At 65.8% G+C, this 21477-nt stretch carries 21 protein-coding genes and 1 tRNA gene; 5 read left to right on the plus strand and 17 right to left on the minus strand.

What is annotated here, in order from left to right:
* Positions 1-5 precede the first annotated feature (5 nt).
* The 7 genes from nuoF to P2G67_RS14560 all read right to left on the minus strand — a co-directional run bounded on the left by nuoF (position 6) and on the right by P2G67_RS14560 (position 5023).
* Positions 6-1298, minus strand: coding sequence for an NADH-quinone oxidoreductase subunit NuoF (gene nuoF / locus P2G67_RS14530; RefSeq protein WP_275823976.1), 1293 nt, complete (start codon positions 1296-1298; stop codon positions 6-8).
* Entirely contained in the window at positions 1298-1915 is a 618-nt protein-coding gene (gene nuoE / locus P2G67_RS14535; protein ID WP_275823977.1) for an NADH-quinone oxidoreductase subunit NuoE, read from the minus strand. Before nuoE ends, nuoF begins: the two co-directional genes overlap by 1 nt.
* The gene (locus P2G67_RS14540) at positions 1912-3090 is read right to left on the minus strand and encodes an NADH-quinone oxidoreductase subunit D (protein ID WP_275823978.1); all 1179 of its coding nucleotides are present in this window, start codon (positions 3088-3090) and stop codon (positions 1912-1914) included. The genes nuoE and P2G67_RS14540 overlap by 4 nt, the downstream gene beginning before the upstream one ends.
* The gene (locus tag P2G67_RS14545; RefSeq protein WP_275824026.1) at positions 3090-3716 is read right to left on the minus strand and encodes an NADH-quinone oxidoreductase subunit C; all 627 of its coding nucleotides are present in this window, start codon (positions 3714-3716) and stop codon (positions 3090-3092) included. Before P2G67_RS14545 ends, P2G67_RS14540 begins: the two co-directional genes overlap by 1 nt.
* A 44-nt stretch (positions 3717-3760) precedes the next feature.
* On the minus strand, positions 3761-4306 hold the full coding sequence (locus P2G67_RS14550) for a NuoB/complex I 20 kDa subunit family protein (protein WP_322099721.1): 546 nt from the start codon (positions 4304-4306) through the stop codon (positions 3761-3763).
* Complete coding sequence (locus P2G67_RS14555; RefSeq protein WP_275823979.1) at positions 4297-4662, minus strand: NADH-quinone oxidoreductase subunit A; 366 nt, start codon at positions 4660-4662, stop codon at positions 4297-4299. Before P2G67_RS14555 ends, P2G67_RS14550 begins: the two co-directional genes overlap by 10 nt.
* Positions 4663-4946: 284 nt before the next feature.
* Positions 4947-5023 (minus strand) — tRNA-Asp (locus P2G67_RS14560).
* Positions 5024-5378: 355 nt separating this feature from the next.
* Here P2G67_RS14560 and P2G67_RS14565 point away from each other — a divergent pair.
* Both P2G67_RS14565 and P2G67_RS14570 read left to right on the plus strand, forming a co-directional pair.
* Positions 5379-6554, plus strand: coding sequence for a pyridoxal phosphate-dependent aminotransferase (locus P2G67_RS14565; RefSeq protein WP_275823980.1), 1176 nt, complete (start codon positions 5379-5381; stop codon positions 6552-6554).
* 378 nt (positions 6555-6932) lie between these two features.
* The gene (locus tag P2G67_RS14570; protein ID WP_275823981.1) at positions 6933-7406 is read left to right on the plus strand and encodes a Ros/MucR family transcriptional regulator; all 474 of its coding nucleotides are present in this window, start codon (positions 6933-6935) and stop codon (positions 7404-7406) included.
* A gap of 176 nt (positions 7407-7582) precedes the next feature.
* On the opposite strand, the gene P2G67_RS14575 is transcribed toward P2G67_RS14570, so the two are convergent.
* The gene (locus P2G67_RS14575; protein ID WP_275823982.1) at positions 7583-8029 is read right to left on the minus strand and encodes a MarR family winged helix-turn-helix transcriptional regulator; all 447 of its coding nucleotides are present in this window, start codon (positions 8027-8029) and stop codon (positions 7583-7585) included.
* Between the two features lie 77 nt (positions 8030-8106).
* Here P2G67_RS14575 and P2G67_RS14580 point away from each other — a divergent pair, with 77 nt between their 5' ends.
* The 3 genes from P2G67_RS14580 to P2G67_RS14590 all read left to right on the plus strand — a co-directional run bounded on the left by P2G67_RS14580 (position 8107) and on the right by P2G67_RS14590 (position 10462).
* Positions 8107-9186: a WD40/YVTN/BNR-like repeat-containing protein gene (locus P2G67_RS14580; protein ID WP_275823983.1), complete on the plus strand. Its 1080-nt coding sequence runs from the start codon at positions 8107-8109 to the stop codon at positions 9184-9186.
* A 7-nt stretch (positions 9187-9193) separates the two neighbouring features.
* Complete coding sequence (locus P2G67_RS14585; protein WP_275823984.1) at positions 9194-9487, plus strand: MoaD/ThiS family protein; 294 nt, start codon at positions 9194-9196, stop codon at positions 9485-9487.
* 144 nt (positions 9488-9631) lie between these two features.
* Entirely contained in the window at positions 9632-10462 is an 831-nt protein-coding gene (locus P2G67_RS14590; protein ID WP_275823985.1) for a c-type cytochrome, read from the plus strand.
* Positions 10463-10472: 10 nt separating this feature from the next.
* Here the strand turns inward: P2G67_RS14590 and P2G67_RS14595 are convergent, their stop codons facing one another.
* From P2G67_RS14595 to murB, 9 genes are all read right to left on the minus strand, one after another.
* Entirely contained in the window at positions 10473-10769 is a 297-nt protein-coding gene (locus P2G67_RS14595; RefSeq protein ID WP_275823986.1) for a hypothetical protein, read from the minus strand.
* Positions 10766-12907 carry an NAD-dependent DNA ligase LigA gene (gene ligA, locus P2G67_RS14600; RefSeq protein WP_275823987.1) on the minus strand — a complete coding sequence of 714 codons (2142 nt, stop codon included), beginning with the start codon at positions 12905-12907 and terminating at the stop codon, positions 10766-10768. The genes P2G67_RS14595 and ligA overlap by 4 nt, the downstream gene beginning before the upstream one ends.
* Positions 12904-14577 (minus strand): DNA repair protein RecN, encoded by a 1674-nt coding sequence (gene recN / locus P2G67_RS14605; protein ID WP_275823988.1) that lies wholly within the window; start codon positions 14575-14577, stop codon positions 12904-12906. The genes ligA and recN overlap by 4 nt, the downstream gene beginning before the upstream one ends.
* Positions 14578-14584: 7 nt before the next feature.
* Complete coding sequence (locus P2G67_RS14610) at positions 14585-15394, minus strand: outer membrane protein assembly factor BamD (RefSeq protein ID WP_275823989.1); 810 nt, start codon at positions 15392-15394, stop codon at positions 14585-14587.
* 166 nt (positions 15395-15560) lie between these two features.
* Positions 15561-17345 carry a cell division protein FtsZ gene (gene ftsZ / locus P2G67_RS14615; protein WP_275823990.1) on the minus strand — a complete coding sequence of 595 codons (1785 nt, stop codon included), beginning with the start codon at positions 17343-17345 and terminating at the stop codon, positions 15561-15563.
* 106 nt (positions 17346-17451) lie between these two features.
* Positions 17452-18723: a cell division protein FtsA gene (gene ftsA / locus P2G67_RS14620; protein ID WP_275823991.1), complete on the minus strand. Its 1272-nt coding sequence runs from the start codon at positions 18721-18723 to the stop codon at positions 17452-17454.
* A gap of 35 nt (positions 18724-18758) precedes the next feature.
* A complete protein-coding gene (locus tag P2G67_RS14625; protein ID WP_275823992.1) occupies positions 18759-19637 on the minus strand; it encodes a cell division protein FtsQ/DivIB in 879 nt (292 codons plus the stop codon).
* Positions 19628-20548, minus strand: coding sequence for a D-alanine--D-alanine ligase (locus P2G67_RS14630; RefSeq protein ID WP_275823993.1), 921 nt, complete (start codon positions 20546-20548; stop codon positions 19628-19630). Before P2G67_RS14630 ends, P2G67_RS14625 begins: the two co-directional genes overlap by 10 nt.
* Positions 20545-21474 carry a UDP-N-acetylmuramate dehydrogenase gene (gene murB, locus P2G67_RS14635; RefSeq protein WP_275823994.1) on the minus strand — a complete coding sequence of 310 codons (930 nt, stop codon included), beginning with the start codon at positions 21472-21474 and terminating at the stop codon, positions 20545-20547. Before murB ends, P2G67_RS14630 begins: the two co-directional genes overlap by 4 nt.
* Positions 21475-21477: the final 3 nt, after the last annotated feature.

The raw sequence follows: 21477 nt of genomic DNA on the forward strand, positions 1-21477 counted from the left end.
GCGGCTTACTCCGCGGCGACCGGGGTGCGGCCGGCCTTGTATTCGGCGATGCGGCGTTCCAGCTCGGGGCGGAAGTGCCGGATGAGCCCCTGGATCGGCCAGGCGGCGGCATCGCCCAGGGCGCAGATGGTGTGGCCTTCGACCTGCTTGGTGACGTCGAGCAGCGTATCGATCTCTTCGACCTCGGCCTGGCCTTTCATCATCCGGCTCATCACCCGGTACATCCAGCCGGTGCCTTCGCGGCAGGGCGTACACTGGCCGCAGGATTCGTGCATATAGAAATGGCTGAAGCGCTGGATCGCCTCGACGATGTCCGCCGACTGGTCGATCACGATCACCGCTGCCGTACCAAGGCCCGACTGCGCCTCCCGCAGGGAATCGAAATCCATCAGCACGTCATCGCAGATCGTCTTGGGCAGACAGGGCACCGAAGAGCCTCCGGGGATGACGGCCTGCAGGTTGTCCCAGCCGCCGCGCACGCCGCCGGCATGCTTGTCGATCAGCTCGCGCAGCGGGATGCCCATTTCCTCTTCCACGTTGCAGGGCCGATTGACGTGCCCTGAGATGGAGAAGATCTTGGTGCCGGTGTTTTTGGGTCGCCCCAGCCCCTTCCACCAGGCGGCACCGCGCCGCAGGATGGTGGGAGAAACGGCAACCGTCTCCACGTTGGTGACCGTGGTCGGGCAGCCCCACACGCCAACCGCAGCCGGGAAAGGCGGCTTGAGGCGCGGCTGGCCCTTCTTGCCCTCCAGCGATTCCAGGAGCGCAGTTTCCTCGCCGCAAATGTAGGCGCCGGCGCCGCGGCTGACCTCGATGTCGAAGGCCCAGCCCGACCCACAGGCGTCGGGGCCGAGCAGACCCGCCTCGCGCGCCTCGGCAATCGCCGCCTCCAGGCGCTGGGTCGGCAGCCAGTATTCACCGCGGATGTAGATGTAGGCCTTGTGCGCGCCCATGGCGAAGCCGGCGATCACACAGCCTTCCAGCAGCATGTGCGGATCGTTGCGCATGATCTCCCGGTCTTTGCAGGAGCCGGGCTCGGATTCGTCGGCGTTGACCACGAGGTAGTGCGGGCGGCCGTCGTTTTCCTTGGGCATGAAAGACCACTTCAGACCCGCCGGGAAACCGGCGCCGCCACGACCGCGCAGTTCCGATTCCTTGATCTCCTCAATGATCTTGTCGCGTCCCAGGGCAACCAGGTCCTTCGTATTGGACCAGATGCCGCGCTTGCGCGCACCATCGAGACGCCAATCCTCAAGGCCGTAAAGGTTGAGGAAAACGCGATCCTTGTCCTGCAGCATCAAGCGCCCCCCTGCACTTCGGTCAGCGTGGTCAGGCCGCCTTCGGGCTCTGAGCTAACGCGGCCCTGCTGCGAGCCGGCCGCCGGCGTCTCCCCCTTGCGAAGGGCCCGCATGATCTCCTTAGCCTTCTCCGGCGTCAGGTCCTCGTAGTAGTCGCGGTCATTAACCTGGAACATCGGCGCGTTACAGCAGGCGCCCAGGCATTCAACCTCGACCACCGAGAAGGCACCATCTTCGCTGAGTTCACCGAAGCGGCTGGTCCCTGCCTCTTCCAGGCAGGCCTTGGAAATCTCGTCGGAACCGCGCAGCCAGCAACTTGTGGTGCGGCAGATCTGGATCTGGTGACGGCCCACGGGCTGGGTGTTGAACATGGTGTAGAAGCTGACGACCTCGTGCACCCGGATCGGCGCCATGCCCAGGAAGGAGGCCACGTACTCGATGGCCGGAACCGAGAGCCAACCACCGTTTTGCTCCTGCGCCAGGTAGAGCAGCCAGATGACCGCGCTGGCCTGCCGGCCTTCGGGATAGCGCGCGACGTAGCCCTTGGCCTTATCCAGGTTCTCCGGCGTGAAGGCGAAGTCCTCGGCCTTCGGCGGGATGTAGGTGGTGACCTTCATCGATCGACCTCTCCGAAGACGATGTCCATGGAGCCGAGAATGGCCACCGAGTCGGCCAGCATGTGGCCGCGGCAAAGGTGGTCCATCGCTGCCAGATGGGCGAAGCCCGGCGCACGGATCTTGCATTTGTAGGGACGGTTGGAGCCGTCGGAGACGAGATAGACCGCGAACTCGCCCTTGGGCGCCTCGACGGCCGTGTAGGTCTCGCCCGGCGGCACGTGATAGCCCTCGGTGTAGAGCTTGAAGTGATGGATCAGCGCTTCCATGGAGCGCTTCATCTCGCCACGGCGCGGCGGCGTGATCTTCTGGTTCTCCACCATGACCGGCCCGTCGGGCATCTTCTCGATGCACTGCTCGATAATGCGCAGCGACTGGCGCATCTCCTCCATGCGCACGAGATAGCGATCGAAGCAGTCGCCGGACTTGCCGACCGGAATCTGGAAATCCAGCTGGTCGTAGCACTCATAGGGCTGTGCCCGGCGCAGGTCCCAGGGCACGCCGGAGCCGCGCAACATCGGGCCGGTGAAGCCCCAGTCCAGAGCGGTTTCCACCGGCACGACGCCGATGTCCACAGTGCGCTGCAGGAAGATGCGGTTGCCGGTCAAGAGATCTTCCAGGTCGTCGATCACCTTGGGGAAGGACTCGCAGAAGCGTCCGATATCATCCAGCAGGCCGGCCGGCAGATCCTGGTGTACACCGCCCGGGCGGAAATAGGCCGAATGCAGCCGCGCGCCGCTGACGCGCTCATAGAACTCCATGATCTTCTCGCGCTCTTCGAAACCCCAGAGCAGCGGCGTCATGGCGCCCACGTCGAGCGCGAAAGTGGTGATGTTCAGCAGGTGATTGGCGATGCGCGTCAGCTCGGAGAAAAGCACGCGGATGTACTGAGCGCGCGGCGGCACCTGGATGCCCAGCAGCTTCTCTGTCGCCAGCGCGAAGGCGTGCTCCTGGTTCATCGGGCTGACGTAGTCGAGCCGGTCGAAGTAGGGCACGGCCTGCAGGTAGGTCTTGTATTCGATCAGCTTTTCGGTGCCGCGGTGCAGCAGCCCAATGTGCGGGTCTGCGCGCTCGATCACCTCGCCGTCCATTTCCAGAACCAGGCGCAAGACGCCGTGCGCCGCCGGGTGCTGCGGACCGAAATTCAGGGTCAGCGGCTTGATTGCTGCTTCCGCCATCAGGCCTTGCCTCCGTCTTCGCTGTCAGCCGCCTCGGCCTTTTCATCACCGGGCAGGTGCAGCATGCCTTCCCAGGGGCTCTCGAAATCGAAGCCGCGGAACTCCTGCCGCAGGGAAACCGGCTCATAGACCACGCGCTTCAGCTCTTCGTCGTAGCGAAGCTCCACGTAACCGGTGAGCGGGAAGTCCTTGCGCAGCGGATGCCCCTCGAAGCCGTAATCGGTCAGGATGCGTCGCAGATCGGGGTGATCGGAGAAGAAGACGCCGTAGAGGTCCCAGGTTTCCCGCTCGAACCAGTTGGCCGAGCTGAAGACGCCGCACAGCGAGGGAACCGCAGTTTCCTCATCGGTCGGCAGCTTGATGCGGACCCGCAGGTTATGTTTCAGCGACAGCAGGTTATAGACCACCTCGAAGCGCCGCTCGCGCTGCGGATGATCCACGGCCGTGATGTCCATCAACTGCTTGAACAGCGCGTTGGGATTGTCGCGCAGGAAGGTGGCGAGAGGAATCAGGTGCTCCCGTTCCGTCCAAAGGATCAGCTCGCCGCGAATCTCTTCGGCCTGCATGAGCGCATCCGGTTGGGATGCCTCAAGCTGGTCGATCAGGTCCTTGTGGGCAGGGATCATCACCATCTCGTCGCTGTTGCTCGACACCGGAACGGCCGTCCGCCCTAGCGGGCGATCGCCGCCTGGCGCTTGATCTTCTTCTGGAGCTGAAGGACGCCATAGAGCAGCGCCTCTGCCGTGGGCGGGCAGCCGGGGACATAGACGTCGACCGGCACCACCCGGTCGCAGCCACGTACCACGGAATAGGAGTAATGATAGTAGCCGCCGCCGTTGGCGCAGGACCCCATGGAGATGACCCATCGCGGCTCGGCCATCTGGTCGTAGACCTTGCGCAGCGCCGGCGCCATCTTGTTGCACAGCGTGCCGGCAACGATCATCACGTCCGACTGGCGCGGGCTGGGCCGGAAGACGGCACCGAAGCGGTCCAGATCATAGCGGCTGGCGGCGGTGTGCATCATTTCCACCGCACAGCAGGCCAGACCAAAGGTCATGGGCCACATCGAACCGGTCTGGGCCCAAGCGGCGAGCTTGTCCATCTGCGCGATGACGAAACCCTTTTCCTGGATCTCATCGGAGACACGGTTAAGCGCGGCGTCCTGCGTCGCGCCGGGCGCGAGCGGCTGGCCCTGCGGCTGGGCGATCACTCCCATTCCAGCGCTCCCTTCTTCCATTCATAGATGAAGCCGACGGTCAAAAGCCCAAGGAAGACCATCATCGACCAGAAACCAAACATGCCGATCTCACCGAGCGAAACCGCCCAGGGGAAGAGAAAGGCCACTTCCAGGTCGAAGATGATGAAGAGAATGGCGACGAGATAGAAGCGCACGTCAAAACGCGAGCGCGCGTCGTCAAAGGCCTCGAAGCCGCATTCATAGGCCGACACCTTTTCCGAGTCCGGCCGCTGCCGGGCCACGACGTAGGAGCCGATCACCATGACAAGCCCCAGACCCAGAGCGATGCCGATGAAAATCAAGATCGGCAGGTACTCTACCAGCAGTGGATTCATCTCCTGCCCCTCGGAACCAGTCCTTCGGCAGCGCCACCGGCACTTCCAGCAGCCGGCAACGCCGTTGCCCGTCCGACACTTTGCCCCTGAGGGTCAGTGCCGGCCGGTTGTCTCAGCAAGTGCGCGGCCACACGAACGCGGTCGCGACGTGGCCGGACTATAGGGCGGACGCCCCGGTGGGAAAAGGGCGAAACGACGCGTCACCCTCGCCCACAAAAACACGATGGGCAAAGGCGTTAGAGCCCTGCCCTGCAGGTGACATCGATTATGTCGGGGAAAGCGAGTGGCGGGAGTGACGGGACTCGAACCCGCGGCCTCCGGCGTGACAGGCCGGCGCTCTAACCAACTGAGCTACACCCCCTCGCCATGTCGCGGCCGGCGCTGGGCTCGGCGTGGCGACGGGCGGGAAGTACTCCAGGGGCTGGGGGGTGTCAAGCGAAACCGCGAGCCGAATTTGCCAAAGCCGGCCAAGCGTTGAGGCGGACGCGCAGACGCGCTGCACACGCGCCCCTGACCCTGGTTCGAAGCCCCCGCCTCCCTTGCCTTTCGTACAGGGGAGGCCATGGCATGATCTGGGCGCCGGGCGCTGCGAAAGTGCAGGCCGGAGCACCACGCCGGCCGCTGCCGTCCCACGCTGCGGCTGGACTGAAGCAGCCCGGCAACCTTAGAGTTGGCGCAACTCTAGTCTCTTCCCCCGACAGAACAGGGATTTGCCGATGCTTCCGCTCGCCGCTGCCGTTTCTCGCCTTGGCACCGAAACCGCCTTCGAAGTTCTCGCCCGCGCCAAGGCGCTGGAGGCTAAGGGGAAGTCGGTGATCAATCTTGGCATCGGCCAGCCCGACTTCCCGACCCCACCGCACATCGTCGAGGCGGCCGTCAAGGCCCTTCGCGACGGTCACCACGGCTACACCCCGGCAAATGGCATCCCGGAACTGCGACAAGCTGTTGCGGCCACCTTGGAAAAGCGTGCAGGCGCAGCGCTGGACCCGGACCGGGTCGTGGTCGTGCCAGGCGGCAAGGTCACGATGTTCTTCGCAATCTCGCTGTTTGGCGAACCCGGCGCGGAGATTCTCTACCCCAACCCCGGCTTTCCCATCTACGAATCGGTGATCCGCTACAGCGGCGCCACGCCGGTGCCCCTGCCGCTGCACGAGGACAAGGGCTTTGCTTTCTCGGCCGAGGAGGTGCTGGCCCGCATCACCGAGCGCACGCGCCTCATCATCATCAACAGCCCCGCCAACCCGACCGGCGGCGTCGTACCCAAGGAAGAGCTGGACCGGTTAGTGGAAGGCCTCGAGGCTTGGCCCCACGTCGTCGTGATGTCGGACGAGATTTACGGCGAGATGCTTTATGACGGGCTGGAGCACAGCTCGTTGCTCGCCTACGAATCGCTGCGTGACCGCCTGATCCTGCTCGACGGCTGCTCCAAAACCTACGCCATGACCGGCTGGCGTCTGGGCTATGGCTACTGGCCGAAGGAGCTGGTGGAGCCTGTGGTGCGCCTGGCGGTTAACTCGGTCTCCTGCGTCAATGCACCGACCCAGTGGGCTGGAATTGCCGCATTGGAAGGGCCTCAGGATGCGGTTGCCGAGATGCTCCGCGCCTTCGACCAACGTCGCCGTGCCGTGGTCGCTGGGCTGAACGCCATCGAAGGAATCAGCTGCGTCACGCCGAAGGGCGCTTTCTACGCCTTTCCCAATATCGGCAAGACCGGCCTTAGCGCCAAGCAGATGGAGCAAGGCCTTTTGGCGGAAGCGGGCGTGGCAGCCATCGCCGGCACCTCCTTCGGCGCCGAGGGTGAAGGCTACCTGCGCATTTCCTATGCCAACTCCCTGGAGAACATCGAGTTGGCGCTGGAGCGGATCGGTCGCTGGCTCACCGAGCGCGCCTGACGCACTCGGGTCTGCCCTGAGGTTCGGTCAAACGGGTCGGATGCCGCTCTGACCCTGACCGCGTCAGCTGGAGTCTGAGCGGGACTGGCCAGCTGTCGACGCTGATCACTTCAGTTGTAAATCGACCACGGACACAGCGTCCGTTTGCGCCTGATTCTTGCGTAACCCGGACCGCGCTGCGCCGTTTTCTCTGGCCGAGTTTTATCTTCCCCTTAAAGACATCGCCTCGTTCTGAGCCCACAACTACCTCTTTGTGCGTAGAGGAAGGCCGAAGTTCTCGGTTCTGCGATCTATCGGCATTCGGTTATGCTTGCAATTCAAGAGAAATATCTTAGATTGCGCGGCAATAGATTAACCCCTCCAGAATAGGAGAAGACCGTGGAAGACAAGTCGACAGACGAAGCTCCCAAGCAATCCGAGATTCTAACACACACCGCACAGATCGTAGCCGCACACGTTGGTCACAATGCGATTGCGCCCAACGATGTGCCGACTCTCATCAAATCGGTACACGATGCCTTGACGAGTGTCGGGACACCGGAACCGGAAGAGCCCCAGCAGGAGCCGGCGGTGCCTATCCGGCGCTCGATTCAGCCGGACTATTTGGTTTGTTTGGAAGACGGCAAGAAGCTGAAGATGCTGCGCCGTCATTTGAAGACGGCTTTCAACATGACCCCGGAAGAGTATCGGGCAAAGTGGAACCTGTCCCCGAACTATCCTATGGTCGCGCCCAACTACGCCAAGCAACGTAGCGATCTGGCCAAGCAGTTCCGACTGGGCAAGCGCAAGGAAGAAGAGCCGGCAACGCCGGCACCGAAGACACGCGGCCGGAAAAAGAAATCCGAGTCCTGATGCGGAGGGCAGCAGACGGCATTTGATCGGAATCGTTTCGCGGACCGAATGAATGGCAGAAGCTGCGTCACACCTTAGAATCTTGATCGGAAGAATCTTGATCGGATTCACGCGATTGATTGAGTCGCATAGCGATTTCGATCAATCGCGGCGGTTTGCTTGAAAACGCAAAATCTTCAGGAGAGCGCGCGCAGGTCTCGGCACAGCCGCTCGGGGTCCTCTTCCTCGACCAGCGCGCGCGTCGCCTCCTGGGTGCGTTCCCACAGCGGCATTGCCTCGACCAGCAGGTCGCGCCCCGCCTCCGTCAGCAGCAAACGGCGGCTGCGCCGATCGGCGGGATCGACGGTGACCTCCAGCAGCCCCTTGCGCTGCAGCGGCTTGATGTTGGCCGTGATGGTGGTGCGATCCATCGCAAGCACCGACGACACCGCCCCGATGCTCGGCGGCTCCGGGCGGTTCAGCGACATGAGCAGAGAGAACTGTCCGCTGGTGAGCCCCAGCGGCCGCAGCGCCTCGTCGTAGCGCCGTGCCAGCGCGCGCGCTGCCCGCTGCACATGCAAACATAGGCAACTGTCGCGCACCCGCAGGGTTTCTGAATAGGGAAGAGACTCATCCTGGGCCATGGACCTTTGACACCGATCTACAATGTTGATATCAACTTAATGCGCCTGCGACAGCGCTGCAAGATAGGGAGGCAAAGGTGGCGACAAAAGTCCTGATCCTGCTGGGCACCAAGAAAGGGGTCTTCATTTTCGAATCCGACTACGGGCGTCGCTCCTGGCAGCTGCGCGGTCCCTACTGCCAGACATGGCCGGTCTACCATGTGGTGGCCGATCCCGGCAGCGGCACCCTCTATGCCGGGGCCGGCGACCCCTGGTTCGGCCCGGCGGTCTGGCGCTCGGACGATCTCGGCGAGACCTGGTCGCACTCCAGCGAAGGCCTCGTCTATGGTGAAGGCGAAGATCCGGTCCAAGGCGTTTGGAGTCTGGCGCCAGCGCATGGCCGCCTCTATGCCGGCGTCGGACCGGCCGGCCTCTTCGTCAGCGACGACCGCGGCTCGACCTGGAGCCATCTGGAAGGGTTGCGCGCCCACCCCTCCCGACCCCAGTGGCAGGCAGGGGCTGCCGGTCTCATCCTCCATTCCCTGCTCCCCCACCCGAGCGACCCGCAGCAGATCTGGATTGCGATCTCGGCGGCCGGGGTGTTTCACACCGCGGACGGCGGCGGCACTTGGGAGCCGCGCAATCGCGGCACCCGCTCCGACTACCTGCCGGAGGACCAGCGCTATCCCGAGTTCGGCCAGTGCGTGCACAGCCTGGCCATGGCCCCGGGGCGACCGGATCGGCTCTACCAGCAGAATCACTGCGGCATGTATCGCAGCGACGACGGCGGCCAGGCATGGCAGAGCATCGAAGCCGGGCTGCCCTCCACCTTCGGATTTCCCTCGGCGGTCGATCCAAAGGACGAAGACACTCTCTACCTCGTGCCGCTGAACGGGGACATCGCCGGGCGCTACATGCCCGAGGGCCAGGCGGCCGTGTGGCGCACACGCGACGGCGGCCGGACTTGGCAAGACCTGCGAGAAGGCCTGCCGCAGCGCAACGTCTACTTCAACGTCCTACGACAAGCGCTGGCCACCGACGGCATGGACCCGCTGGGCGTCTACTTCGGCACCAGCAGCGGCTCTCTCTATGCCAGCGATGACGGCGGTGACACCTGGCGCCGTCTGGCGGAGCACCTGCCCCTGGTGCAGTCGGTGGAAACCCTGGTGATCCGCTAGGTCCCCGATGAGCCTCAAGACCGAACGGGAAGCGCCCCAGGTCGTGGTCCACTTGCCCACGGCCTTGCGTGCGCTCTTTCCCGAGGCGCCGCCCCGCGTCCAGGTCCGGGCCGCGACGCTGGCGGAGGTCATGCATGTGCTCGACCAGCGCTGGCCCGGCATGCGCGACAGGCTTTGCGATTCGCGTCCGGCCTTGCGGCGGCACATCAACGCCTTCGTCGATGGGGAGCGCGTCGACCTGACCCGGCGCTTGCAGGAGGGCGACGAGGTGATCCTGCTCACGGCCATCAGCGGCGGCTGAGCCACGCAAACGCACCATGCAAGCAGCTGCTCAGATCTTCCCGTAATTCAGACTCCCGCGCGAGCCGAATTCTTGTATTATGGGCCTTCCGGCCCAAAGGGCCATGACGGTTTCAAGACCCAACAAGAAGAGACGGGGGAGAGGATGCGCACAGTCTTGTTGGCCGTGGCCGGCCTCGCTGCCACTGGCGGAAGCGTCCAGGCGGATGAGCTTCTGGACCGTGGTGCCTACTTGATGAACACCATCGTTGCCTGCGGCAACTGCCACACGCCCATGGGCCCGGAGGGTCCGGGGCCGGAGCTTGCCGGCGGCCTGCCCTTCGAGTTGCCGGGCTTCACCAGCTACGCCGCGAACATCACGCCGGACCCGGAAATCGGCATCGGCGACTGGAGCGACGAGGAGATCGGCCGCGCCATCCGCGAGGGCATCGGCCGCGACGGCGAACTGCTGGCGCCGGTGATGCCGGCCGAGTTCTACCAGCATCTCTCCGACCGCGATCTGGCCGCCATCATCGCCTACCTGCGTCAGGTCGAGCCGGTGGTCAGCGCCGTGCCGGAAACAAAGTTCAAGATGGAACTTCCGCCGGCCTGGGTCGAGCCGGTGGCGAGCGTGCCGGAGCCGGACCACGACGATCCCGTGGCCTACGGCGCCTATCTGGCGGAAATCGGCCACTGCATGGAGTGCCACACGCCGCGTGACGACCAGGGACACCTGGACTTTGACCGCCTGGGCGCTGGCGGTCAGGTCTTCCCGGGCCCCTGGGGTGAATCGGCTTCCCCCAACATCACCTCCCATCCCAAATTGGGGATCGGTGAGTGGAGCGACGCCGAGATCAAGCGCGCCATCACCCAGGGCATTTCAAGGAACGGCCAGAAACTGCAGCCCCCCATGGGCTATGCCTACTATGCAGGCATCAGCGACAAGGACATGGATGCTCTGATTGCCTGGCTGCGCAGGGTGCCGCCGGCAGAGTAGCCGCGCCGCTCTACCCCATCTCCACCAGGCGCAGGCCGTCCAGGTTACGGGCGCGGCGGAAGGCGTCGAGGTCGCGGCAGAGCGCGATCAGACCCTCCTCATGGTCGAAGCTCTCCGCCTCGGCGCGCAGCTTGAGGTTTTGCACATCCCGGGCGGTGAGCAGCAGCACCTCCCCCTCCCAGCGGCCGGCGTCGAGAAACTCCGGCAGATCGGCCAGCTCGTAGTCTTCGCCGATCCAGGCATGGACCAGGGCGTGGCTGCCATCCGGCAGCAAGGCGTAGACACCGGCCTGCGATCCGCTGCTCATGTGTCGCTCCCGCTCAATTCGCGCCACTGTTCTTCGCTGAGGATTTCGACCCCAAGATCGGCGGCCTTGCGCGCCTTGGAACCGGCATCGGCGCCCACCACCACAAAGTCGGTCTTGCGCGAGACCGATCCGGCCACCTTTGCGCCCAGTGCCTCTGCCCGCGCTTTGGCTTCGCTGCGGCTCATGGTTTCCAGCGTGCCGGTGAAGACCAGTGTCTTGCCGGCGATGGGCGATTGCACTTGCCTGTCCGGTGCCTCCGGCGGCTCCACGTTCAGGCGGGCCTCCAGTTCCTCCAGAACCTTCAGATTGTGCGGCTCGCCGAAGAAGGCACAGAGATCATCGGCCATGGACAGGCCGATGCCAGAGAGATTGCAGAGCTCCGCATAGGCTTCGCCCACCTCTTCGGGTTTGCGGGCCTCGGGCTGCGCCTGGCGTTCGGCGGCAGCCTGCTTCATTGCCGCCTGCCAGGCTTCCAGCGAGCCGTAGCTGCGGGCCAGCAGGCGGGCCGTCGCCTGCCCCACTTGGCGGATGCCGAGCGCATAGATGAAGCGATCGAGCCCGATCCGCCGGCGTGCCTCGATGGCCTCGAAGAGCTTTTCCGCAGAGCGCGCACCCCAGCCCGGGCGATTCTTCAGGCGGGTCAGACCGTCGGAGCCATCATTGCGCTGCAGGTCGAAGATGTCGGCCGGCGTGCGGATCAGCTCCCAATCGAAAAAGGCGCGCACCTGCTTTTCGCCCAAGCCTTCGATGTCGAAGGCATCGCGGGAGACGAAGTGGATCAGCTTCTCCACCTGCTGATAGGGGCAGGCCAATTCGCCGGAGCAGCGGGAGACCGCTTCGCCTTCGTGGCGCACCACCTCGGTGCGCAACGGACAGGGGCAGTGGGTCGGGAAGCTGTAGGGCGCCAGGTTCTTGGGGCGCTTGTCCAGCACCACTTCGACGATCTGCGGAATGACGTCGCCGGCGCGCTGCACCACCACGGTGTCGCCTTCGCGCACGTCCTTGCGCTGAATCTCGTCGGCATTGTGCAAAGTAGCGCGGGAGACCACGACGCCGCCCACGGTTACAGGTGTTAGATGCGCAACCGGGGTCAGCGCGCCGGTACGCCCCACCTGGATGTCGATCTTCTCCAGTTTCGTGGTGGCCCGCTCGGCCGGGAACTTGTGGGCAATGGCCCAGCGCGGTGCTCGGCTGACGAAACCCAGGCGCGCCTGCAGGTCGAGCCGATCCACCTTGTAGACCACGCCGTCGATGTCGTAGTCGAGGCCCGCCCGCTCCGCCTCGACCCGGTGGTAGAGCGCCAGCATGGCTTCCAGGTCCGGACAGCGTTCAGCCAGCGGATTGGTCGCAAAACCCCAGTCCCGCAGACGCTCGAGAAAGGCCCAGTGGGTCTCGGCCACGCTCTCCGACAGCTCGCCCCAGGAGTAGGCGAAAAGCCTGAGCGGCCGCTGGGCCGTGATCGCAGGGTCGAGCTGGCGCAGGGAGCCGGCGGCGGCATTGCGCGGATTGGCGAAGACCTTGCTGCCCGCCTCCTCCTGCCGCCGGTTGAGCGCGGCAAAGTCGCTCTTGGTCATGTAAACCTCGCCGCGCACCTCCAGGACATCTGGCACCCCTTTGCCCAAGTCCTTGGGCAGGTCGTCCAAGGTGTGCAGGTTGCGGGTAACGTCTTCGCCCTCCCGCCCGTCACCCCGGGTGGCGCCGCGCACGAAGCGCCCCTCCTCATAGCGCAGGGTGATCGACAGCCCGTCAATCTTGGGTTCGGCGACAAAGTCAAGCGTCTCCTCCGCCGGCCAGTTGAGGAAACGCCGCACCCGCGCGACGAACTCACCCAGGTCGCCCTCATCGAAGGCATTGTCGAGTGAGAGCATCGGCACCGCGTGACGCACCTTGGCAAAGCCACTGGAGGGCGCGGCGCCGACCCGCCGGCTGGGACTATCGGCACGGACCAGATCGGGAAAGCGCGCCTCGATGGCGGCGTTTCGCTGACGCAGCGCGTCGTAGTCGGCGTCGCTGATCTCCGGCGCATCCTCGCGGTAGTAGAGCGCATCGTGCCGGGCGATCTCGGCCGCCAGCCACTCCAACTCGGCAGCGGCCTGCTCGCGGGTCAGGGAGTCGACAGGGAGCGCGTGCTCGCTCATGGTCTCGCCATCAGTTTGCCGGCGGCCGCGCGGGCCTCCTGGGTAATCTGCGTGCCCGAGAGCATGCGCGCCACCTCTTCCTGCCGCTCAGGTGCATCGAGCGGCACGACACGGGTCACCGTGCTCTCCCCGGCCGTTTCCTTACGGACCTGCCAGTGATAGCGCCCCAGGGCCGCCACCTGAGGACTATGGGTCACCACCAGTACCTGGCGCTGCTCCGCCAGGCGCGCCAGCCGCTCGCCCACCGCCGCGGCCGTGGCGCCGCCCACCCCCGAATCGACCTCGTCGAAGATCAAGGTCGTCACCGGCGAGGCTTCAGCCAGCACAACCTTGAGCGCGAGCAGCAGACGGGAAAGTTCACCACCGGATGCGATCTTGGCCAAGGGGCCACCGGGCGCGCCCGGATTGGTGCTGACCTCGAACACCACCCGGTCGATGCCCTGCGGCCCCCAAGCCTCTTCGTCGCGCCGCTGCACACGGCAGAAGAAGTGCGCCTTGTCGAGTCGCAGCGGGGCCAACTCCGCCTGCACCGCAGCCTGCAGGCTTTCGGCTGCGGCACCTCGTTTATCACTGATCTCTCCGGCAGCGGCGAGATAGGCTTCACGCGCGTTTTCGACCGCTGCCTTCAAGCCGGCGAGATGGGTCTCGCCGCTGTCGAGCGCCTCCAAGCGCTCGGCGAAGACCCGGCGCAACTGCGGCAACTCCTGCACCTCGCAGCCGTGCTTGCGCGCCTGTTCCTTCAGGGCGAAGTAGCGCTCTTCCACCGTGGCCAGGCGTCCGGGCTCGAACTCCAGGTCCGCGGACAGCGAAGACACCTGGGCCTGGGCCTCATTGACCTCGGCCACCGCCCGGTCGAGCGCGCCCATGAGTTCGTCGACTCGGCCACCCGCCTTGTCGGCCACGCGATCCAGGGCACGCTGTGCCATGGCCAGCGCCCGCTCGGCCGTATCCGAGCCATCGCCGCCCAAAGCCGTGGCTGCGACGTTGAGAGCCTCGCTCAGTCGTTCGCCGTGCATCAGGAAGCGCCGCTCCTCGGCCAGGCGCTCCTCCTCGTCTTCCTGGGGGTCCAGTTCGTCCAGCTCCTCCAGCGCATGGCGCAGGAAGCTGTCGTCGCGGCGTGCCTGTTCCAATTGCGCCTGGGCCTCGGCGAAAGCGCGCTCCGCTGCGCGCCAATCTTGCCAGTGTCCTTCCAGGGCTTTGGCTTGCGCGCGCAAACCACCATGGGCATCGAGCAGTCCCAGATGGGTGGCCGGATCGAGCAAGCCATGCTGCGCAAACTGCCCTTGCACCTCCACCAAACGCTCGCCCAGCGCGCGCAGCAGTCCCACCGACACCGGCTGATCGTTGACGAAGGCACGGCTGCGGCCATCGGCTGAAAGCACCCGGCGCAGCACGAGCGCTTCCTCCTCGAGCGCAAAGTCCTGTTCACGCAAGTGCGCCAGGGCAGGATGCTCGTGGTCGATTTCGAAAGCTGCGGTCACGCTGGCTTGATCGCTGCCGTGGCGCACCAGGGCCGAATCGGCGCGGGCGCCCAGCGCCAAACCCAAGGCATCCAGCAGGATGGACTTGCCGGCGCCGGTTTCACCGGTCAGCACGCCAAGTCCAGCGTCGGGCGCAAGTTCCAGCTGGTCGATCAGCACCACATTGCGGATCGCGAGGCTGACCAGCATGGCCGTCTCAGAAGACCGAACGCCAGGTCCGCGAGATCCAGGAACGCTGCTGACGGTCTTCCTCGGGGCGGAGATCTTCCCCAGTCAGGAGGGCATAGGAGTCGAGATACCAGTCCGAGCCCGGGTAGTTATGTCCCAGGACGGCTGCAGTTGCCTGGGCCTCGTCGGTGATCCCCAGGGCAAGGTTCGACTCGACAAGCCGGTGCAGCGCTTCCGGAACATGCGTGGTGGTCTGGTAGTCGCGGACCACGATCTGGAATCGATTGATCGCGGCCAGATGCTCGCCCTGACGCTGATAGTAGCGGCCAATGGACATGTGCTGACCCGCCATGTGGTCATGGGCCAGGTCGAGCTTGAGCTGCGCATCCCGGGCGTAACTGGAGTCCGGGAAGCGCGCGATTACTTCCTCCAGGGCACCAACGGCGCGACGGGTCATGGCCTGATCGCGCTCTACGTCGGCAATCTGCTCATAGTAGCTGATGGCCTTGAGATAATAGGCGTAGCCGATGTCCGGATGACCAGGGTGCAACTGGATGAAGCGGTCCAGCGCATTGATCGCCTCGTCGTAGTCGTCGGCCTGGTAGTGGGCGAAGGCCGACATGAGCTGCGCGCGCGGAGCCCAGACCGAGTAAGGGTGCTGGCGCTCGACCTCGTCGAAGTTCGCCGCGGCCGCACCGTAACTCCCCTCTCCCATATAGGCGAGGCCGAGATTGTAGAACTCCTCGGCCGGCCTTTCGACATAGACCTCCTTGTCGTCGGAGGAGCAGGCCCCCACCAACAAGGCCAGTCCCAAGGCCAGAATCCGGCCCTTGGTCATAATGTACTGCAAACGGCTATCACCCGGCATATTCACCAGCCCTCATAAGACGCGCCGACTATAGGCAGATGACGAAGGGCGCTCAAGCCAGGGTCATTGCAAGATCGCGCGGGCGGGATCCGCTGCGGGGGCAGCGGATCCCGTTGCGGAGGAGCAAGCGGCGCGATCAGTTAGCCTGACGGCGCAGGAAGGCCGGAATGTCGAGCATCTCCTCGTCTTCCTTGCTCGTGTGCAACCGCTCCTGCGACTCCAGGTCCAGATTCGGCTGCCGGCTCTCCGGTTGCGGCCGCGCCGCTTGGGGGCGAGCCGGTTGCTGACGCGCTGGCTGCTGAGACGGCGCCTGCTGGGACTGCGGCTGCTGACGCGGCACGCCAAGGCTGGGTTCGGCTCGGGTTGCCTGCCGCGGCTGCTGTGCGCGCGGCTCTGCCGCTTCCCGTGCCGGCCGGGGAGCAGCGGGCTTGCTGCCGCCGGTTACCATGGTGAAGAGCGACGAAGCCTTGTTGCGCAGGCTGAACCCGCCGGCCTGCCCCGCTCGCTCGGGAGCCTGCTCGCTGTGGCGCGGCTCGTTCATCGCGGGCCCCGCTTCGGGGACGGCGCGCTTTTGCACCTGCATGGGCTCGGGCGGGATGTAGGCTTCGTCCCCATCCTGCTCAGCCACCTCGTCCTGCGGCTCTGCATAGGCAGTCGACTCGTAGGCGTCGTGCTCAGGCTCGGACAGCGACTCCTCTTCAGGCCGCGCCTGCGCCATGGCCGCAGAGACCTGGATCGCAGCAGGGGCCTGGGCCGTAGCGGCCGCGGTGGCAGCAGCGGTCGCCTGAGCCGCCGCCGGAGCGGCCGTGGCGCGAGCCGCGACAGCAGACTGGCCGACCGCCTGGGCTGCCGGACGGAATGCCTGCGCCGCCGGACGAGCGGTTCCCGTCGGGGAGCCATTACCCGCACCGACCACGCTCAGGTTGACCGGGCGCGGCTGGCCGGCCTGGGCCTCCATCTCGATGCCCGTCGCCACCACCGAAACCCGCATGCGTCCGTTCAGGGACTCATCGAATGTGGAGCCAAAGATGATGTTGGCCTCGGGATCGACCTCCTCGCGGATGCGGTTGGCCGCCTCGTCCACCTCGAAGAGGGTCATGTCCATGCCGCCGGTGATGTTGATCAGGACGCCACGGGCCCCCTGCATCGACACGTCGTCCAGAAGCGGGTTGGAAATGGCCGCTTCCGCCGCCGCGATGGAGCGATCCTGCCCTTCGGCTTCGCCCGTGCCCATCATCGCCTTGCCCATCTCGGTCATGACCGAGCGGATGTCTGCGAAGTCCAGATTGATGAGGCCCGGCATGATCATCAGGTCGGTCACGCCGCGCACACCCGAGTGCAGCACATCGTCCGCCATCTTGAAGGCATCGGCGAAGGTGGTCTTCTCCGTGGCCAGGCGGAAGAGGTTCTGGTTCGGAATGATGATCAGGGTGTCGACGTACTGAGTCAGTTCCTGAATGCCCTGCTCCGCCAGACGCAGGCGATGAATGCCCTCGAACTGGAAGGGCTTGGTGACAACGCCGACGGTCAGGAGCCCGGCCTCGCGCGCCGCACGTGCCACCACCGGCGCCGCGCCGGTGCCGGTGCCACCGCCCATGCCGGCAGTGATGAAGACCATGTTGGCCCCATCCAGGTGGCCCATGATGTCATCCAACGACTCTTCTGCCGCCGCACGGCCCACGTCCGGGCGCGAGCCCGCACCCAGACCGGCGGTGACGTTGCGCCCCAGCTGAATGCGCCGCTCGCACAGCGACTGACGCATCGCCTGGGCGTCGGTATTGGCGATCACGAACTCCACCCCTTCCAGGTTGGAGCTGATCATGTTGTTGACGGCATTACCGCCCGCTCCGCCGACGCCGATCACCGTGATCCGCGGGCTGAGAACTTCCTCTTCCATCGGTACGCTCAAGTTCAAATCCATAGCTGCCTCCGCTTGCTCACCCACTCAATTGCGTTCCGCCGTCCGCCGGAATTGGCCGACGGCGCTCCCGAATGCGGTCCGGCCCCCGCCGAACCGCGCGCTGTGACTAAAAGTGTTCCCGTATCCAATGCCCCATCCGGCCGAAGAGTCCGGCCGCCTCCGTGTTGTCTTGTGTTGCCGGCGGCGGCGGGACGCGCTCCATCGCCAGCGCATAGGCCAAGAGGCCCGAGGCAGTGGCGTAAGCCGGGCCGCTGGTGGCTTCCGCCAGGCCGCTGAGATGGATGGGCCGCCCCACCCGCACCTGCTTGTCCAGAATGAGAGCCGCCAGATCGTTCATCCCCGGCAGCTGTGCTGCACCGCCCGTCAAAACCACGCGCCGGCCGCCCACCTTGTCGAAGCCACTGGCTTCCAGGCGCGAGCGCACCAGTTCGAAGGTTTCCTCCAGGCGCGGCTGCATGATCCCCACCAGCAGGGAGCGGGGGACCTGCTGCACATGCCCCTCCTCCTCGCCCACCTGGGGCACGTCGATCATTTCGCTCTCGTCGGCCGTGGTGGCGATGGCGTGGCCATAGAGCGACTTGAGCCGCTCGGCGTGGGTCAGGCCGGTGGAAAGACCGCGGGCGATATCGCTGGTCACATGCTGCCCGCCCACTGGCACCACGTCGGTGTGCACCACGTTGCCGTCCAGAAAGACCGAGATGGAGGTGGTGCCGCCACCCATGTCGATCAGGGTCACACCCAGCTCGCGCTCATCACCCACCAGTGAGGCCAGAGCCGAGGCGTAGGGCGAGACCACGAAAGCGCCGATGCCGAGCTGGCAGCGCTGCACACAGGTCGCCAGATTGCGTACCGCGCCGGCGGCGGCGGTGACGATGTGCATGTTGACGCCCAGGCGATCGCCGTACATGCCGCGTGGATCGCGGATGCCGCGGCTGCCGTCGATGGTGTAGCCGACCGGGATGGAGTGGATCAGCTGGCGGCCCTTCTCGGGCTGCCCCAACACACCTTCGAGCTGATGCCCCTGCTCCAGGGCCCGGCGCACGTCGGAATCGTCCACCTCGTGCCCATCGATCGCCACCTCGACACCGATCAGGCGCGAGGCGGGATAGCCGCCCGAAAGGTTGACCACCACGGACTCGACGGCTTCGCCCGCCATCTGCTCGGCGGCATGCACGGCGGCGAGGATCGCGCCCTCGGCGGCTTCCATGTCCACCACCGTGCCGTTCTTCACCCCGCGCGAAAGCTGCTGGCCGATGCCCAGCACCTTGAGGCGATCGGGCTGCTCGCCGCGCCCCTCCTCGATGCGCGCGATGAGGCAGCAGATCTTGCTGCTTCCGACGTCGAGCGCCGCGAGAATTCCGTGCCGGTTACGCTTCAAGCCCTTGTTCATCCTTTGCGAAATCCCCTCTCCCGTCAGGTGTCGGTTCCGCCGCGCACCGGCGGTTTGGGCAACTGCCCCGTAACTGTCCGCAGCACCAGGCGGTCGCCCAGCCGCAGGTCCACCATGGCAACGTCGCGATCCAGCAAGCCCTGCTCTCGGTCCAGCCGAGCGAACTGATGCCAAGCCTCGGCGGCGCCCTTTTCCGGCAGGCGCACTTCCACCCGGCCCTCGAGATGCAGGTTCCAGCGCCGCTGCGAGACCCAGACGGCCGCCACCACGCGCTCCGCCAGCTCCGGCTCGCTTTCGAGGATCGCCACCAGTTCGGCCGCTTCCTCGGCCGCCTCCTCGCCCACCACCAGTGGCAGGTTGATGAAGCGGCCGGGGCGCGCACTGGTGATGATCTCGCCATGCTGGTCGATCACTTCGAGCCGCCCGTCACGCTGCCAGAGCGCCAGCGGCCGCCGTTCCTGCAGCTGCAGGTGAATCTGATCCGGCAGACGCCGCTCCACCTCAGCGGAGGAAACCCAGGGCAGCGCCAGCACCCGGGCGCGGGCAGCATGAGGATCGAAGGCCAGGATCGGTGAGCCGCGCTCAACACCCAGTGCCGTCAGGAGGCGCGTGGTGTCGCTGCGCTCGCGCCCCTCCACCGTGACATCGGCCACCGCCATGCCGGCATGCACCGTTGCGGCCCAGAAAACGTTCTCAGTCCCCTTGGCCATTCGACCGAGCAGGCCATCGCTCCAGGCCCAGGCTGCGCTCCCGACGACCACGGCCACCAGAAAGGCGCGTGGCAGCAGGGGCAGGGCACGTTGCGCCAGCGGCGAATCCCGCCAGCGGCGCTTCGGCGCAGTGCGGCGCGCGGCCTTGCGGCCCTTCTGCTGCTTGGCGTCGGGCTTGCGGCTCAATCGCATTGTGCGTGCTCCGCCAACCAGTGAACCAGTTCGGGAAAGGGGATGCCGCAGTGGGCGGCCTGCTCTGGCACGAGGCTGAGCGGCGTCATGCCTGGCTGGGTGTTAACCTCCAGAAGATAGAGACCGCCCGCCTCTCCGGCCTCGGCCCGGTCGTCGAAGCGGAAGTCGGCCCGGCTGACGCCTCGGCAGCCCAAGGCACGATGGGCGGCCAGCGCCATGTCCATGGCCTGATCGTAGATCGCCGGGTCCACCGGCGCCGGCACCAGGTGGTCGGTCTTGCCGTCGGTGTACTTGGCTTCGTAGTCGTAGAAGCCCTGGCGCGGCCGCAGTTCGGTGACCGCCAGCGGCTGATCCTCCATCACGGCCACCGTCAACTCGCGGCCCTGGATATAAGGCTCGACCAGCACCTCCTCGCCGAAACCCCATTCCTGCTTGGAGAAAGGCAGATCGTTGTCGCCGTGGCGCACGATGACCACGCCCATGGAGGAGCCTTCGCGCACCGGCTTCACCACGAAGGGGCGCGGAACGGGATCACCGGCCAGGAGTGACTGCCGGTCGGAGATCAGCCCCTCGGGACAGCGCAGCCCCGCTTCCGCGAAGAGCCGCTTGGCCATCACCTTGTCCATGGCCAGCGCCGAGGCCAGCAGGCCTGAGTGCGTGTAAGGCACTTCCATGAGATTGAGCAGCCCCTGGACGTTGCCGTCTTCGCCCCAACGGCCGTGCAGAGCATTGAAGACCACGTCGGGACGCTCGGCCTGCAGGTCGGCCAGCAGGGCCGGCACACCTTCCTGGAGGTCGAAGAGCGTCACCTGATGCCCCTTGTTTTCCAGGGCTTCGGCGCAGGCCTTGCCGCTGACCAGTGACACGTCCCGCTCCACCGAACGACCGCCGTAGAGGACGAGAATCTTCATGACGCTGCCTCCTCCGACTGCGGGCGACCGATGCGCTTGATTTCCCACTCCAGCTCGATGCCGCTGTGCGCCAGCACCCGCCGACGCACTTTCTCGCCCAGCGCCTCGAGGTCGCCGGCGGTGGCGTCCCCGGTGTTGATCAAGAAGTTGCAGTGCTGCTCGGAGACCTGAGCGGCGCCCATGCGCAGACCACGACAGCCGGCGGCGTCGATGAGCTGCCAGGCCTTCTCCCCCGGAGGGTTCTTGAAGGTGGAGCCACCGGTGCGGCTGCGAATGGGCTGCGACTGCGAGCGGGCGCTGCGAATCTCGTCCATGCGGGCCTGGATCTCGGCCGGATTGCCGGGCTCGGCCCGCAGGGCAGCGCGCAGGAAGATCCAGTCGGTGGGCACCTGCGACTTGCGATAGGACAGCCCCATCTCCTCCGGTGCGAGCCGCTTGATCTCACCCTGGGGCGTGATGGCTTCCGCCCAGCGGAGCACGTCCTTGATTTCCCGGCCGTAGGCGCCGGCATTCATGCGCAGCGCGCCGCCGATGGTCCCGGGAATGCCGGAGAGGAATTCCAGCCCGGTCAGCTCGAAACGCCGCGCCGCTTCCGACACGTTCACATCCAGCGCCCCGGCGCCGCAGATCAGACCGGTTTCGTCGCGCTCGATCGCCGCGAAGTGACGGCCCAAGCGGATCACCACACCCGCAACCCCGCCGTCGCGCACCAGCAGGTTGGACGCGACGCCGATCACCGTGACCGCCACGTCGGCCGGCTTGGCCTTGAGGAAGGCGGCCAGGTCGTCGGGGTCCGCCGGCCGGAAGGCAACATCGGCCGGCCCGCCGACCCGGAACCAGGTCACACCGGCCAGCGGCGCGTTCTCGGTGTAGCGGCCGCGCACCGCAGGCAGACGATCGATCAGGCGCAGATTCGGAGAGGTCATGGC

It is taken from the genome of Aquibaculum arenosum (genome assembly GCF_029222965.1).
Classification (GTDB): Bacteria; Pseudomonadota; Alphaproteobacteria; order Kiloniellales; family DSM-21159; genus Aquibaculum; species Aquibaculum arenosum.

Excerpts from the sequence above, each read along its gene's own strand:
- nuoF (WP_275823976.1), bottom strand. The coding sequence starts at position 1,298 with ATGCTGCAGGACAAGGATCGCGTTTTCCTCAACCTTTACGGCCTTGAG.
- nuoE (WP_275823977.1), bottom strand. The coding sequence starts at position 1,915 with ATGAAGGTCACCACCTACATCCCGCCGAAGGCCGAGGACTTCGCCTTC.
- P2G67_RS14540 (WP_275823978.1), bottom strand. The coding sequence starts at position 3,090 with ATGGCGGAAGCAGCAATCAAGCCGCTGACCCTGAATTTCGGTCCGCAG.
- P2G67_RS14545 (WP_275824026.1), bottom strand. The coding sequence starts at position 3,716 with ATGATCCCTGCCCACAAGGACCTGATCGACCAGCTTGAGGCATCCCAA.
- P2G67_RS14550 (WP_322099721.1), bottom strand. The coding sequence starts at position 4,306 with ATGGGAGTGATCGCCCAGCCGCAGGGCCAGCCGCTCGCGCCCGGCGCG.
- P2G67_RS14555 (WP_275823979.1), bottom strand. The coding sequence starts at position 4,662 with ATGAATCCACTGCTGGTAGAGTACCTGCCGATCTTGATTTTCATCGGC.
- P2G67_RS14565 (WP_275823980.1), top strand. The coding sequence starts at position 5,379 with ATGCTTCCGCTCGCCGCTGCCGTTTCTCGCCTTGGCACCGAAACCGCC.
- P2G67_RS14575 (WP_275823982.1), bottom strand. The coding sequence starts at position 8,029 with ATGGCCCAGGATGAGTCTCTTCCCTATTCAGAAACCCTGCGGGTGCGC.
- P2G67_RS14585 (WP_275823984.1), top strand. The coding sequence starts at position 9,194 with ATGAGCCTCAAGACCGAACGGGAAGCGCCCCAGGTCGTGGTCCACTTG.
- P2G67_RS14590 (WP_275823985.1), top strand. The coding sequence starts at position 9,632 with ATGCGCACAGTCTTGTTGGCCGTGGCCGGCCTCGCTGCCACTGGCGGA.
- P2G67_RS14595 (WP_275823986.1), bottom strand. The coding sequence starts at position 10,769 with ATGAGCAGCGGATCGCAGGCCGGTGTCTACGCCTTGCTGCCGGATGGC.
- ligA (WP_275823987.1), bottom strand. The coding sequence starts at position 12,907 with ATGAGCGAGCACGCGCTCCCTGTCGACTCCCTGACCCGCGAGCAGGCC.
- recN (WP_275823988.1), bottom strand. The coding sequence starts at position 14,577 with ATGCTGGTCAGCCTCGCGATCCGCAATGTGGTGCTGATCGACCAGCTG.
- P2G67_RS14610 (WP_275823989.1), bottom strand. The coding sequence starts at position 15,394 with ATGACCAAGGGCCGGATTCTGGCCTTGGGACTGGCCTTGTTGGTGGGG.
- ftsZ (WP_275823990.1), bottom strand. The coding sequence starts at position 17,345 with ATGGATTTGAACTTGAGCGTACCGATGGAAGAGGAAGTTCTCAGCCCG.
- P2G67_RS14625 (WP_275823992.1), bottom strand. The coding sequence starts at position 19,637 with ATGCGATTGAGCCGCAAGCCCGACGCCAAGCAGCAGAAGGGCCGCAAG.
- P2G67_RS14630 (WP_275823993.1), bottom strand. The coding sequence starts at position 20,548 with ATGAAGATTCTCGTCCTCTACGGCGGTCGTTCGGTGGAGCGGGACGTG.
- murB (WP_275823994.1), bottom strand. The coding sequence starts at position 21,474 with ATGACCTCTCCGAATCTGCGCCTGATCGATCGTCTGCCTGCGGTGCGC.